Raw genomic sequence first — 15,029 nt, forward strand, 5'->3', positions numbered from 1 at the left:
ACAAATATTATGCTGACTGTTTTTTTATTTCTTTTATGTATGAATCTACATTTTGAAAAGGCACCTTAATTTTAAACGCATCTTTTTGTTCATTAAATTGCTTTTCATTGTAGGGACCGAAACGTTTATTGTGCTTTACATCAATAATCCAATAATGTTCACTTTTTTTATTTGCAATTGCTGCGTCAGGGTTATTTGGATCTGATTTTTCCTCAGTTTGTTTTGCAATAATGTATTTATCATCCCAAGCAATGTCTGTAATTTTTGCAGGGATGTATTGTGTGGCATATACAGCATCTTGCGAGGGGAAAAGTTCAAATGCATTTCCAGAAGTACGTATGAGTTCGTATTCATCGTTAACCGTATAAGTTAAGTGACTTGTGTTTCCTGCACAACCAGTTAATAGGAAGGCGACGAATAGGATTATCCATTTTTTCAATATGGGAACCTCCTTTATAATGCTATTGTAACAAATTGTACAAGAAAAGTAAGAGAAACGCTAGTTTACAATGTTTTTTAGAAGTGGTACGATGAGACGGGTAAAGAAGGATATGAAGGAGTCGACATAAAATGAAGTTAAAGATGCATCGTCCAGCGCTTGTAATGAATCGCATAGGTGCTTCCCTAATTGACATGTTTTTAATCTCGGTTATGTATGGTGCAGTAGTAGCTATTATGACCGGAAACTATAGTGCTATGTTTAAGCGCTTTAATATAAGCTTAGGTGATTTTAGATATGATTTCGCAGTAGTTTTCATATTAATGGCGATATATTTTATTGTATTACCCTTTATTTGGAACGGTGTTACACTTGGCAAAAAGGTAACGAGAATAAAATTAATTTCATTGAAGAGTGAAAAGCTAACGTTGCAAACATTAATTATAAGATTTTTTGTAGTGTTATTACCGAACGTATTGCTATTAGGAATTCCATTAATATGTAACGTATATATGATGTTGTTCCGCAAAGACAATTGCGGTTTTCAGGACTTAATTACAAAGACGAAAATAATAAGTCTTGTATAATAAAATAAAAAGACCCTTTATATATAAAGGGTCTTTTTATTTTATAAGTATATTGTGAATATTTACAGTAAGGAAAAACTAAAATGTGTCATTTCTATTTATAATAGATTGAAAATTAAGATAATGGTATAATGATTAAAAATAATATCTTTATCTCACCATTTGGGGCTGATTAAAGTTTTACTTTATATAATAAGGGGGAAGTTGAGATGACAGGAGGTAGCATAATTTTTTGGGGCATTCTCATTTTTATCGGTCTAGTTCTTGATCAGCGTAAGAGTAAGAAAAAAGAAGGATAAAAAGTAAACGTTTACAAATCGAATGGCAATTTTTCTTGCTTGCAGAATAATCTCATAAAGGAGTATACTGAATGACGGTAAGACTTATAGAAGGGGTAATGAAAATGAAGCTTGCAGGAAAAGTTGCTATCGTAACTGGCGGTGGCATCGGTATTGGACGTAATACAGCTCTTTTGTTGGCTAAACAAGGCGCAAAAGTTATTGTGACGGACATTGATCAAGAGAGTGGACAAGCAACAGTGGAGGAAATTACGAATCTAGGCGGAGAAGCCCTTTTTGTATTCTATGATATGGAAAAGCAAGGAGATTGGCAACGCGTTATTAGCATTACTTTGAATGCATTCAGTCGCATTGACATGCTTTTTCAAAATGCTGGTTTATATAAAATAGATTCTATTTTTTCTCGCCAACAAGAGAACGATTCCAATGTACTTTGTATTAATGACGTTTGGATAGAGATAAAACAATTAACGTCATCTTTTATGAAACAGCAAGAAGAAGTGGTGCTTAGTGATTTACCGATTTTCGGTATTATTGGCACGAAAGGACAATCATTTCATACAGTAGAAGCCCTAGTATAATAATGAAAACCGCCCTCAATATATGTGGACGGTTTTTTATATGTGTATAGTAAAGATAAATTTTTTAGCGAATACGTTGTTCAGTTTGGTTATCAAAGAAATGCGCTTTATTCATATCAAATGCTAATTTAATTTGGTCACCAGGTGAAAACGTATGTCTTGCATCTACACGTGCCGCAAAATCTTGATTCCCAAGTTTCATATATAAAATGGATTCAGCACCTAATAACTCAGCGACTTCAATTTTTGTTGTGAAGGCAGTAGATTGTGAAGCTTCTAAAAATAGTAGTTCATCATGAATGTCCTCTGGACGAATACCTAAAACAATTTCCTTATTTACATAGCCTTGTTCACGTAGCATCTTCATTTTTCCTTCAGATACTTTAATTTTTATAGTATTGTCTATAACGAAATCGGTTTCAGTCAATTTACCACGGAAGAAGTTCATAGCTGGTGAGCCGATAAATCCACCCACGAAGATGTTTTCTGGTGTTTCATATACTTCTTTTGGAGTTCCAATTTGTTGGATTTTTCCATCCTTCATAACGACAAGACGCGAAGCCATAGTCATTGCTTCTGTTTGATCATGTGTTACATAAATTGTTGTTGTTCCAAGGCGATGATGTAGCTTAGAAATTTCTGAGCGCATTGCAACACGGAGTTTAGCATCTAAGTTTGATAATGGCTCGTCCATTAAGAAAACTTTTGCATCTCGAACGATTGCTCTACCTAACGCAACACGTTGGCGCTGTCCACCTGATAATGCTTTCGGTTTTCTATCTAAATATTGTTCAAGTCCTAAAATTTTTGCTGCATCTTTTACACGACGATCGATTTCATCTTTTGGTATTTTTCGAAGTTTTAATCCAAATGCCATATTATCATATACACTCATATGTGGATAAAGAGCGTAGTTTTGGAATACCATTGCGATATCTCGATCTTTTGGAGGAACATCATTCATTAGTTTACCATCAATTGAAAACTCGCCTTTTGAAATATCTTCGAGTCCAGCTACCATTCGTAACGTTGTAGATTTTCCGCATCCAGAAGGACCGACAAATACGATAAATTCTTTATCTTGAATGTGTAAATTAAAATCAGTTACAGCTGTTACGTTATTATCATATATCTTATAAATGTTTTCTAATTTAAGTTCTGCCATGGTATTTCCCCCTAGAAATAATTATGCAAACGTTTTCTTTGAGTTCATTATAAACGAATAGATTCAAAAAATAAATAAAAAAATAAAACGTTTTCATATATTGGAGAGTTATTAGTGATTTTCGCATGTTTTCTTAGAAAAAGAACAATAAAAATTGTAAGCGCTATTTTAAATTGAGATAGAATCTGTTATCATTCATTAATGAAAACGTTTGCGCCTTAAAAAAGAGAAAAATGAATGATGAATGAAATGGGGTAGCATAATGGAAAAACAATGGTGGAAAGAAAGTGTAGTATATCAAATTTATCCTCGTAGCTTTATGGATAGTAATGGTGATGGTATAGGAGATCTTCAAGGGATTATTTCAAAGCTAGATTACTTAAAAGAGTTAGGGATTGATGTGATTTGGTTATCACCAGTCTATGAATCTCCAAATGATGATAATGGTTATGATATAAGCGATTATTGTAAAATTATGAACGAGTTCGGAACAATGGAAGATTGGGATGAGCTATTACATGAAATGCATGAACGTAATATGAAATTGATGATGGATTTAGTTGTTAATCATACATCTGATGAACATAATTGGTTTATTGAATCACGTAAATCAAAAGATAATAAATATAGAGATTACTATATATGGCGCCCTGGAAAAGAAGGAAAAGAACCGAACAACTGGGGAGCTGCTTTTAGTGGATCTGCATGGCAGTATGATGAAATGACAGATGAATATTATTTACATCTGTTTTCTAAAAAACAGCCAGATTTAAATTGGGATAATGAAAAGGTAAGACAAGATGTTTATGAAATGATGAAGTTTTGGTTAGAAAAAGGAATTGATGGTTTCCGTATGGATGTTATTAATTTTATTTCTAAAGAAGAGGGATTACCAGCTGTTGAAACAGAAGCAGAGGGGTATGTTTCAGGTCATAAGCATTTTATGAACGGTCCAAACATTCATAAATATTTACATGAAATGAATGAGGAAGTATTATCGCATTATGATATTATGACGGTTGGTGAAATGCCTGGTGTAACGACAGAAGAAGCGAAATTGTATACTGGAGAAGAACGAAAAGAATTGCAAATGGTATTCCAATTTGAACATATGGATTTAGATTCAGGAGAAGGTGGAAAGTGGGATGTAAAACCATGCTCACTTCTTACTTTAAAAGAGAATTTAACAAAGTGGCAAAAAGCATTAGAGCATACCGGATGGAATAGCCTTTATTGGAATAATCATGATCAGCCTCGCGTTGTATCTCGTTTTGGTAATGATGGAATGTATCGCATTGAATCAGCAAAAATGTTAGCGACAGTTCTTCATATGATGAAAGGAACGCCATATATTTATCAAGGAGAGGAAATCGGAATGACGAACGTCCGATTTGAGTCAATTGATGAATATCGAGATATTGAAACGTTAAATATGTATAAAGAAAAAGTGATAGACCATGGTGAAGATATAGAAAAAGTAATGGAATCTATTTATATAAAGGGTCGTGATAATGCTAGAACTCCGATGCAGTGGAATGATCAGAATCACGCTGGATTTACAAAAGGTGAACCTTGGATTACTGTAAATCCTAACTATAAAGAGATTAATGTGAAACAAGCAATCCAAGATGAAGGTTCAATTTTTTATTACTATAAGAAATTAATTGAACTACGCAAAAATAATGAAATAGTTGTATATGGATCATATGATTTAATATTAGAGAATAATCCTTCTATTTTTGCTTATGTAAGAACATATGGAGACGAAAAACTACTTGTTATTGCAAACTTTACTGCGGATGAAAGTGTATTTGAAATGCCTGAGGATATTAGTTATAGTGAATCAGAATTATTCATACACAATTACGATGTAGAAATCGGATTGATAGATAACATTACATTACGTCCGTATGAAGCGATGGTATTCAAATTGAAATAAGAAAAATCCTTATGCCACCTTGGCATAAGGATTTTTTGGGTTACCATTTTAATATGGAGAATCCATATGGAGGAAGTGTAACTTGTAATACACTTGCTTCTGCTGAAAATTCTTCGTTTGTATAAATGTTAATTATTTTCTTACCAGTAACATGAAGAGGGAGTGAAACTGTAACTTCACTATTAGTAGGGTTTAAAACGAAAAAGATAGTTTCATCCTCATATGTTTTCGTATAAGAAATATAATTATGTTCATCATTTGCTTCGATGAATTGAAAAGTACCATGTCCTCCAAATGCTTTATGTTGTTTCCGTAATAAAATCAATGTTTGTATATGGGTAAATAATGCATGATCTTGTTCTTTAGTATCCCAAATCATACATTTACGGCAATCAGGGTCCATGCCGCCATCCATACCAATTTCATCTCCGTAATAAATACAAGGAGAGCCGATGAAAGAAAGATGGAATACATAGAGCAATTTCAACTTATTTTTATCTCCGTTGCATGTTGTTAAAATTCTTGGAGTATCATGGCTATCTAATAAATGAAATGCTGCTTCATTTACATTCATAGAGTAGGAATGTAGAGATTCTGTAATTTGCTTCATGAATTCACTTGCTTTAATGGAATCGTTAGCAAAGTAAGAAAGTAGAGCGTTTGTAACAGGATAGCTCATGACAGCATCAAATTGATCGCCTTGTAGCCACGGAAGGGCATCGTGCCAAATTTCTCCCAAAATATATACTTCAGGATTTAGTGTCTTTATTTCAGTTCGGAATTCTCTCCAAAAGTTGTGATCGACTTCATTGGCGACATCAAGGCGCCAGCCATCTATATTGAATTCTCGTACCCAATAACGTCCTACTTCAAGTAAGTATTCTTTTACATCTGGATGAGCTGTATTTAATTTAGGCATATACGGTGTAAAGGCGAAAGTATCATAATTTGGAAGTGGTTCGGTTATAATCGGAAATTCATGAATGTGGAACCACTCTTTATATGCGGACTTCTCACCATTCTCTAGTACGTCTTGAAATTTCTCGAAAAAGTATCCACTATGATTAAACACAGCATCGAGCATTACTTTTATACCGTGCTTATGACATTCTTCAACGAGCTCTTTAAAAGTTTCTTTCGTCCCAAATTGTGGGTCAATTTCCATATAGTCAATTGTGTCATATTTATGGTTTGAATGAGCTTTGAAAATAGGTGTGAAATATATTCCGGAAATGCCAAGCTTAACAAGGTAATCAAGGTTTTGAATAACACCAGAAAAATCTCCGCCGAAAAAATTAGTTGGAGTTGGATTCGCACTTCCCCAAGGAAGGGTGTTTTCTGGATTCAGCGTACTATCGCCATTAGCGAATCGCTCAGGGAAAATCTGATACCAAATGGTGTCTTTAATCCAAGATGGTGCTTTGAATACATCATCTGCATGAATAAATGGAAAACAGAAAAAGTTACCAACATCATCATTTGGAATGCTAGAAAAGAATCCTCGCTCTGCATAAATAAGAGTGTCTGTTTCAGATTTTAATTCAAACCCATAACGTAAGCGCTTAAATTTTGGTTCGATTGAAATGGACCAATAATCAAATAATGCAGTAGAACCCGTTTTTTTCATGGGTGTACTTGCTGATATCCATTTCCCGTCTTTCCATTCGTAAGGATCACCGTAAATAAGATCGGCGCTTTGAATATCATCTCTCTTAGTACGTACTCGGATGTGAATTGTTTGTTCATCATAAGCGTATGCATAATTATCTTTCGGCCTATGATAAATAGCTTCTTTAAACATATAGAAAATCCCCCTTCAATATCTCTATACATAGTATTCCCTTAAGTGTAATAATAAAGCCTATATTGCAAACGATTGCCTTTCTCGTAGCTTTAATATTGCTTATAAGAGTAGTATTCATTTCATATAAAGTCAATGTATAAAGAGTATAATGACATAATTTTTAAATTAATATTTGCAAAATGAATAAAAGAATGTATAATGATAGACAAATAGCGCAAACGTTTTCATAGATTGAGATATTGTTTGCGCTTCAATTAAACTATTAAATGCAAACGTTTTCAGTTACTGAGGTACATAGACAATTTAGGGAGGTTTTTGGGATGAAGAAAGCATTATCATTATTAACGGTTTCAGCATTATCTATTGGTATGTTATCTGCATGTGGACCGAAAGATTCAGGGAAAAAAGAGGAAAGTAAAGCGAAAAAAGACTATGATCTTCTTGTTTGGGAAGATGATAAAAAAGGTGTTGGTTTAGAACCAGCAGTGAAAAGCTTTGAGGAAAAATATAAAGTAAAAGTAAAAGTTGTTGAAATGCAAATGACAGATCAAGTGAAGAAGTTACGCCTTGATGGACCAGCGGGGACTGGACCAGATGTTGTAACATTGCCACACGATCAAATCGGAAATGCAGTAACAGAAGGTTTACTTTCTGAAGTGAAAGCAGATGATGCTGTAAAGAGTAAATTTACTAATTCATCAATAGAAGCACAGACATATAATGGAAAATTATATGGTTTACCAAAAGCAATTGAGACACCAGTCTTTATTTACAATAAAAAACTAATGCCAAAAGCGCCAGAAACGATGGACGAGCTGTTTAACTTCTCAAAAGAATTTACGAAAGATGGCAAGTACGGATTTTTAGCATTAGGAGATAACTTCTACTTTGCTAATGCATTCATGGCAGGTATGGGCGGTTATGTATTTGGTGAAAAAGATGGAAAACCAAATGCAAGTGATGTTGGATTAAATAATAGCGGAGCAGTACAAGGTGCTGAATATCTTCAAAAATGGTACAAGGAAAAATTATTCCCAAAAGGTATTATCGGTGAATCAGGTGGGCCTGCTGCTGATGGACTATTCAATGAAGGAAAAGCAGCTTCTATCATGAATGGCCCATGGGCGTTCCAAGCAATGGAAAAGAACGGGATTGATTATGGCGTTGCTCCAATGCCGAAATTACCAAATGGTCAACCAATGAAAACGTTTGTTGGGGTTAAAGGATGGCATGTAACAAGTTTCTCTAAACAAAATGATTTAGCTACAAAATTCACTGAGTGGGTAACAAATGAAGAAAACGCAAAAATTCGATTTGAGAAAACAAAAGAAATTCCTCCAGTAAAATCAGTAATGGAAGATCCAATTATTAAAGATAACGAAGCTGCAAAAGCAGTTGCAACGCAATCTGAAAATGGAATTCCAATGCCAAACATTCCAGAAATGCAAGAAGTTTGGAAACCAGCTGGAGATGCGCTTCAATTAGTTGTTACAGATAAAGAGGCACCAAAAGCGGCGCTTGATAGTGCAGTGAAACAAATTAAAGGTAATATTGAGGCAAATCATAACAAGAAAAAATAAGGTGAAATTCGTGCCTCGAATATGAGAGGCACGAATTCTCTCCCTTCCATGTAGGAAGAAAAAAGGGGGAAGGAACATGCAAACATCTATGGAACCAGCAAATGGGTTAAACCATTCAAAGCATAGAAAAATGGCAACCATGTTATCAATCATTCCAGGCGTGGGCCAAATGTATAATAAACAATTTGTAAAAGGTCTTATTTTTCTAGTATTAACAGGTTCATTTATTGTAGCCTTTGCTGATTTATTAAATATGGGATTATGGGGTATTGTAACGCTTGGTACAGAAGTTCCACGTGACCATTCTGTCTTTCTATTAGTAGAAGGAATCTTGGCCCTTATCGTTATCGCTTTTGGGCTCGGCATATATGCATTTAACTTATACGATGCATACCAAAATGGAAAGAAACGTGATATCGGAACACCGTTAAATTCTGTAAAAGAGCAATACCGTAATTTGTTAGATCAAGGTTTTCCTTATTTAATGGTTTCACCAGGTTTTCTACTACTTATCTTTGTTGTCGTATTTCCAATCATCTTCGTAATTTTAATTGGATTTACAAACTATGATTTATATCATTCTCCTCCAGCAAAATTAGTAGATTGGGTGGGCTTTAAAAACTTTATTGATATTTTCACTTTACCGATGTGGAGAGAGACATTTGTAAGTGTATTCTCTTGGACTGTCATTTGGACATTCGTTGCAACAACATTACAAGTTGCGCTTGGTATTTTCTTAGCGATTATCGTAAATCAGCCCGGTATTAAAGGAAAGGCAATTATTCGAACAATCTTCATTTTACCGTGGGCGGTTCCAGCATTCGTATCTATTCTTGTTTTCTCTGGTATGTTTAATGAAACATTCGGAGCGATTAACAATCAAGTATTAGCTTTATTCGGAATTGAAAAAATTGCTTGGATGACAGATCCATTTTGGGCGAAGATTGCTTTAATTATGATTCAAACGTGGCTTGGGTTCCCGTTTATCTTTGCGATGACAACGGGTATACTGCAATCGATTCCGGGAGAATTATATGAAGCGGCTACAGTAGATGGAGCGACAGCTTGGCAACAGTTTCGTAAAATTACATTGCCACTTGTGTTATATGCAACAGCACCAATATTAATTACGCAATATACGTTTAACTTTAATAACTTTAGTATCATCTATCTATTTAACGGTGGAGGTCCTGCTGTAGCTGGACAAGACGCAGGTGGAACGGATATTTTAATTTCATGGATTTATAAGTTAACGATGACTTCAGCGCAGTACGGAAAAGCAGCAGCTCTTACAATGATATTATCGTTAATCGTTATTACAGTTGCGTTATGGCAATTTAAGAGAACAAAATCATTCCAAGAAGAGGATATGATGTAAATGAATATTAAAAGACAGAAGATGTTACGTCTCTCATTAAGTTATTTAGTTATTTTCGTAATGTGTGCCATCATTTTCTATCCGTTATTATGGATTATTGGCTCATCGTTTAATCCGGGTGATAGTTTATCTGGATCAAGTATTATTCCACAAAATGCAACGTTAGATCATTATCGTAAGTTATTAGATCTAGAGAATAGTAATTACTTACTATGGTATAAAAACACATTAAAAGTAAGTGTTTTAACGATGATTTTCTCAGTGTTAGCAATTAGCTTTACTGCTTATGCATTTTCGAGATATCGTTTTGTTGGAAGAAAAAATGGTTTATTAACATTTTTAATTCTGCAAATGATTCCAAACTTTGCAGCGTTAATTGCTTTATACGTATTAGCTCAATTAACAGGATTAATTGATACACACCTTGCATTAATTTTAATTTATGTAGGCGGGGCTATTCCGATGAATACATGGCTTATGAAAGGGTATTTTGATACGATTCCGAAAGAACTAGATGAATCAGCTCGAATGGATGGAGCAGGGCATTTTCGTATTTTTTGGCAAATCATTATGCCACTTGCAAAGCCAATCGTAGCGGTTGTAGCGTTATTTACTTTCATTGGTCCATTTACAGATTTCATTTTAGCGAGTATTATTTTGCGAACACCAGAAAATTATACTTTAGCAGTTGGATTATATGAAATGGTTGCGAAGAAATTCGGTAATGAATTTACAACGTTTGCAGCGGGTTCTGTGTTAATTGCGATCCCAATTTCAATTTTATTCCTATCACTACAAAAATACTTTATTTCTGGTTTAACAGCTGGAGGTACAAAAGGATGAAAAATGGGACATTACGTCCCATTTTTCTTTTCATCTCCCTATAAATAAGTTTATAGGGAGATGAAAAGAGATTTGACATCACATGTGAAAAGAAGTGAAATAAATAGTATATTATAGTATAGGAAAAAATAGCTATATCCCTTACAATACATGAAGAGGGAGAATAGGATTAGTTTTGCAAGATATAAGAAATGAAAGTTTATGACTTGCAATGAGTGCGAGATAAAATATATGAAAAATGGCAGAGAAATGAGAGGAGGGGGATTTTTATGACAGTTACAATTAAAGATGTGGCGAAGCAAGCGAATGTTGCACCATCAACAGTTTCTCGTGTAATTGCTGATAATCCAAGTATAAGTGAAAAGACAAAGCGCCGTGTTAGGAAAGTGATGAGTGAATTAGGGTATCATCCCAATTTAAATGCGAGAAATCTTGCGAACCAAACGACGAAAACACTTGGTCTTGTTATGCCAAGTTCTGCAAGTAAAGCTTTTCAAAATCCATTTTTCCCAGAAGTTATAAGAGGGATTAGTTCATTTGCACACGTAGAAGGTTATGCGCTTTACATGTCGACAGGTGAAACGGAAGAAGAAATTTTTAATGGTGTCGTAAAGATGGTACAAGGACGCCAAATTGGTGGCATTATTCTTTTATATTCAAGGGAGAATGATCGGATTATTCAATATTTACATGAACAAAATTTCCCGTTTGTTTTAATAGGAAAACCATATGATCGAAAAGATGAAATTACATATGTAGATAATGACAATTATACAGCTGCAAGAGAAGTGGCAGAATATTTAATTTCATTAGGGCATAAACAAATCGCGTTCATTGGTGGTGGATCAGATTTACTTGTAACGAGAGATCGTTTAGCTGGTATGAGTGATGCCTTGAAATTAGCAGACATTGTATTACCAAAAGAATATATTTTACATTTTGATTTTTCGAGGGAAAGTGGTCAACAAGCTGTTGAGGAATTAATGGGACTGCAGCAACCGCCAACGGCAATTATGGCAACGGATGACTTAATTGGACTTGGTGTGTTAAGTGCTCTTTCTAAAAAAGGATTTGTTGTACCGAAAGATGTTTCTATTGTAAGCTTTAATAATGCTTTATTATCGGAAATTGCGAGCCCTCCACTTTCGACAGTTGATGTGAATATTTATCAGCTAGGATATGAGGCGGCAAAAGCTTTAGTTGATAAAGTAGAGAATGCAGAATCCACTGCAAAGTGTATCATTATTCCTCATAAATTACTAAAACGTCAAACTTGTGATCATTATGCATAAAAAAGCTAAGAGTTTAACTCTTAGCTTTTTTCATTAGAAAGGCTTCTAATCGGTCGCAGCCTTCTTTTAAAGTTTCGATACTATACGCATAGGACAAGCGAAGGTAGCCTTCACCGTATTCAGAGAATGCTGTTCCAGGAACTACAGCTAGTCCCGCTTCTTTGACAAGATCAAGTGCAAAATCAAATGATGAAGATGTCAAATGACCAACATATGGGAATAAGTAAAATGCACCTGTTGGCTTTTCAACTGTTAATCCCATTTGAGTGAGTCTATTATATACGTAATCACGGCGTTTTTTATATTGGTGGCGCATCATTTTTGGTGCGTCTTTAGCTGCTGTTAATGCTTCAATTGCAGCGTATTGAGCGATTGAAGTAGCACACGTTACATTGTATTGATGAACTTTTAATATGTGTCCTGCTAAATAGCTTGGTGCAAATAAAAGTCCAACACGCCAGCCAGTCATAGAATGTGATTTAGATAAACCGTTAATGACAATTGTCTTTTCACGCATTTCTGGGAAATGAGCGATAGATGTATGCTTTTGTTCATATACAAGCTCGCTATAAATTTCATCTGAAAGGACGAAAATATTTTTATCTTTTAAAACATCTACAATATCTTTTAGCTCTTCTGTTGATAAAGTTACACCAGTTGGATTAGAAGGATACGGTAGTACGATACATCTTGTTTTTTCTGTAATAGCATTTTTAAGCGCTTCAGCTGTTAAACGAAATCCAGTTTCACGAACATCTACAAAAACAGGCGTTGCACCGCATAATCGAATAATGGGTTCGTAACCTGGATAAATAGGAGCAGGTAAAATTACTTCTGTTCCTGGCTCTAAAATCGTTCGGAATGCAACATCAATTGCTTCGCTAGCACCGATTGTAACGATGGTTTCGTTTTCAGGTGAGTAATGTAAATCGTAGTTATCTTTTACAAAGTTACAAGCTGCCTTACGTAATTCTAGTAAACCAGCGTTATGTGTATAGCTTGTATAGTTTTCTGTAATCGCCCGTTTTGCCGCTTCTTTTACGAGAGAAGGTGTAGGGAAATCGGGTTGTCCAATTGTTAAAGAAATCAAATTATCATAGTTTTGAATCATGTTAGAGAATTGACGGATTCCAGAAATTTGGATGTCCTTCACTCTAGGGTTAATGAATTGTTCCATTGTATCTCCCTTTCTTCCGTTTGAAAATTAAGTTCATTTTATCATATTTTCTATGATTACGCTTTGTATATGTTATTTAGAAAGAGAGAGAAAAGAGAAAAAAAGCCGCTATAAGCGACTTTTTAATATCCGTATTCCCAATCTATTTCATCTTCATTCCAGAGTACAGAGGATACCTTGCCAAGGTGAACGACTGATTGGTTCACAGCACATGTGCAGTTTTCATCTCCCGCTTTATGCTGTAACTCTTCATATACTGATTTTTCAACATTTTCTAGAACAACCAAATTTTCTTCTTTTAAAACAAGCGTAGTACCCGCCATATTTATCTTCCTCCTACTAAAGTAATGATCACTTATTTGTAAACATAGATAGTATGGATTATATGCTGTATTTTGCTATAGTTGTCCGTCTAAAAAAGTATTTTTATATTTTCTTTGTAATCCGTATTCATTGTATACTGCACGAAGGAAATTTGGTACAGGGTTTACAATCATTTCGAAAATCTGTAACAATTATTATGAGTTGTTAACAAAGAATTAACAAATATGTTAAGAAAAATCAAAATTTTAAAACAAATACACCTATAAAATGATATAATCATATCAAAATACATATAGGGGATGAGAGGTTATGGAGCTTATCCGTGATTTATTGATTCAAATTGCCATCATAATTTTGCCACTATTTTTATATGAAGCGATTCGTTTAAATCGCTATCAAGAAATGCCTCCGAAGCCAAATCGTTACTTTATTATGTTTTTATCTAGCGTTACGCTCGTTCTCTCCATGACATACTCTATTTGTTTTGGCAATGTGTGTGGGTATAACTTTCACCCCATTCCAATTGTCAGTGGTTTTTTATATGGTGGGATTGTTGGTTTAATCCCAGCAGTTATTTTTGTTGCATACGAATGGTTACTAAAGGGAATGAGCTTTCTTCCAGTTTTAGAAGTAATATTTTTATTGATAGTTCCGCTATTTTTATCAAAGAAATGGTCTCTTTTTTCAAGGGATAAGAAATTAATTTTAGCATTTATGATTTCATCATTTTATGTGCTTGTTTCTTTAGTATTAGGCATGATTAATGTTCTTTTGGAAACAGGATTTACACCGTATATTTCGCAAATATATAGCGGATTTATATTTGCCTCGCTTATCATGGTCATGACAATGGTATTTCAGGTGTATTTAACTGAATATTTAAATGAAAATGCATTGCTACGTACAGAGATGCAAAAATCAGAAAAGCTTAATATTGTAAGTGAGTTAGCAGCAAGTGTGGCACATGAAGTTCGAAATCCACTAACTGTTGTTCGTGGATTTATCCAATTGCTAGAAAGTACGGAAGATGTGAAGAATAAGGATTATATGCGTCTCGTATTAGCTGAATTGGATCGGGCGGAACAAATTATTTCAGATTACTTAAATTTAGCAAGGCCGCAAATTGAGAAAAAAGAACACATTTGTTTATCAGCCCAATTAATAGAAATGACCACTCTCATGTCGTCATTTGCAGCGATGCAAGGTGTATATTTACAAGTTGAAATTTCAGAAAGTCTTTATACGATTGGTGATAAGACAAAATTGAAGCAAGCTATTATGAATGTTGTTAAAAATGGTATTGAAGCAATTCAAGGAAATAAAGGATATTTAAAAGTAACAGCTATTCAAAAAGACGAAACAATCATAATAAGAGTTAAAGATAGTGGTGTTGGTATGACGAATGAACAGTTAGCAAGGCTTGGGCAACCATATTATTCTTTAAAAGAAAAAGGGACAGGATTAGGACTTATGGTAACATTTAGTATTTTACAAGCGCATAATGGTACATTGGAATATAAGAGTGAAAGTGGAAAAGGCACTGAAGCAATTATTATATTACCAGCTGTACAAAATAAGGAATAAAAGTTACCGATGAAAGGTAACTTTTTATTTTATATTG

The 15,029-nt window shown here is 34.3% G+C and carries 14 protein-coding genes; 9 read left to right on the forward strand and 5 right to left on the reverse strand.

Annotated elements, in window-relative coordinates:
- Positions 1 to 7: 7 nt before the first annotated feature.
- Positions 8 to 439: a DUF3997 domain-containing protein gene (locus IQ781_RS23030; protein WP_000758789.1), complete on the reverse strand. Its 432-nt coding sequence runs from the start codon at positions 437 to 439 to the stop codon at positions 8 to 10.
- Between the two features lie 131 nt (positions 440 to 570).
- Between IQ781_RS23030 and IQ781_RS23035 the strand changes: the two genes are divergently transcribed.
- The 3 genes from IQ781_RS23035 to IQ781_RS23045 all read left to right on the forward strand — a co-directional run bounded on the left by IQ781_RS23035 (position 571) and on the right by IQ781_RS23045 (position 1,906).
- A complete protein-coding gene (locus IQ781_RS23035) occupies positions 571 to 1,026 on the forward strand; it encodes an RDD family protein (RefSeq protein ID WP_000769080.1) in 456 nt (151 codons plus the stop codon).
- A gap of 209 nt (positions 1,027 to 1,235) precedes the next feature.
- A complete protein-coding gene (locus IQ781_RS23040) occupies positions 1,236 to 1,325 on the forward strand; it encodes a hypothetical protein (protein ID WP_000145638.1) in 90 nt (29 codons plus the stop codon).
- A gap of 71 nt (positions 1,326 to 1,396) precedes the next feature.
- Positions 1,397 to 1,906, forward strand: a complete 510-nt coding sequence (locus IQ781_RS23045) for an SDR family NAD(P)-dependent oxidoreductase (protein WP_000218413.1) — start codon at positions 1,397 to 1,399, stop codon at positions 1,904 to 1,906.
- 64 nt (positions 1,907 to 1,970) lie between these two features.
- Here IQ781_RS23045 and IQ781_RS23050 read toward each other — a convergent pair whose 3' ends face one another.
- On the reverse strand, positions 1,971 to 3,071 hold the full coding sequence (locus IQ781_RS23050) for an ABC transporter ATP-binding protein (protein WP_000818931.1): 1,101 nt from the start codon (positions 3,069 to 3,071) through the stop codon (positions 1,971 to 1,973).
- 262 nt (positions 3,072 to 3,333) lie between these two features.
- On the opposite strand from IQ781_RS23050, the gene malL reads away from it, so the two are divergent.
- Complete coding sequence (gene malL, locus IQ781_RS23055; RefSeq protein WP_000415175.1) at positions 3,334 to 5,010, forward strand: oligo-1,6-glucosidase; 1,677 nt, start codon at positions 3,334 to 3,336, stop codon at positions 5,008 to 5,010.
- A gap of 40 nt (positions 5,011 to 5,050) precedes the next feature.
- On the opposite strand, the gene IQ781_RS23060 is transcribed toward malL, so the two are convergent.
- Positions 5,051 to 6,811 carry an alpha-glycosidase gene (locus tag IQ781_RS23060; protein ID WP_000471782.1) on the reverse strand — a complete coding sequence of 587 codons (1,761 nt, stop codon included), beginning with the start codon at positions 6,809 to 6,811 and terminating at the stop codon, positions 5,051 to 5,053.
- 323 nt (positions 6,812 to 7,134) lie between these two features.
- Between IQ781_RS23060 and IQ781_RS23065 the strand changes: the two genes are divergently transcribed.
- From IQ781_RS23065 to malR, 4 genes are all read left to right on the forward strand, one after another.
- A complete protein-coding gene (locus tag IQ781_RS23065; RefSeq protein WP_000709923.1) occupies positions 7,135 to 8,394 on the forward strand; it encodes an extracellular solute-binding protein in 1,260 nt (419 codons plus the stop codon).
- Between the two features lie 76 nt (positions 8,395 to 8,470).
- The gene (gene malC / locus IQ781_RS23070) at positions 8,471 to 9,772 is read left to right on the forward strand and encodes a maltosaccharide ABC transporter permease MalC (RefSeq protein WP_001194993.1); all 1,302 of its coding nucleotides are present in this window, start codon (positions 8,471 to 8,473) and stop codon (positions 9,770 to 9,772) included.
- Positions 9,773 to 10,615, forward strand: a complete 843-nt coding sequence (gene malD / locus IQ781_RS23075) for a maltosaccharide ABC transporter permease MalD (protein ID WP_001022608.1) — start codon at positions 9,773 to 9,775, stop codon at positions 10,613 to 10,615. It begins immediately after the preceding gene.
- A 269-nt stretch (positions 10,616 to 10,884) separates the two neighbouring features.
- Complete coding sequence (gene malR / locus IQ781_RS23080) at positions 10,885 to 11,907, forward strand: maltose operon transcriptional repressor MalR (RefSeq protein ID WP_000219053.1); 1,023 nt, start codon at positions 10,885 to 10,887, stop codon at positions 11,905 to 11,907.
- A gap of 13 nt (positions 11,908 to 11,920) precedes the next feature.
- On the opposite strand, the gene IQ781_RS23085 is transcribed toward malR, so the two are convergent.
- Both IQ781_RS23085 and IQ781_RS23090 read right to left on the reverse strand, forming a co-directional pair.
- Positions 11,921 to 13,084 (reverse strand): aminotransferase A, encoded by a 1,164-nt coding sequence (locus IQ781_RS23085; protein WP_000434582.1) that lies wholly within the window; start codon positions 13,082 to 13,084, stop codon positions 11,921 to 11,923.
- Between the two features lie 122 nt (positions 13,085 to 13,206).
- Positions 13,207 to 13,407 (reverse strand): hypothetical protein, encoded by a 201-nt coding sequence (locus IQ781_RS23090; RefSeq protein WP_000929278.1) that lies wholly within the window; start codon positions 13,405 to 13,407, stop codon positions 13,207 to 13,209.
- Positions 13,408 to 13,717: 310 nt separating this feature from the next.
- Here IQ781_RS23090 and kinB point away from each other — a divergent pair, with 310 nt between their 5' ends.
- The gene (gene kinB, locus IQ781_RS23095) at positions 13,718 to 14,992 is read left to right on the forward strand and encodes a sporulation sensor histidine kinase KinB (RefSeq protein ID WP_000420370.1); all 1,275 of its coding nucleotides are present in this window, start codon (positions 13,718 to 13,720) and stop codon (positions 14,990 to 14,992) included.
- The last annotated feature ends 37 nt before the right edge of the window (positions 14,993 to 15,029 follow it).

This window comes from Bacillus sp. N447-1 (genome assembly GCF_022701035.1).
Lineage (GTDB): Bacteria > Bacillota > Bacilli > Bacillales > Bacillaceae_G > Bacillus_A > Bacillus_A cereus.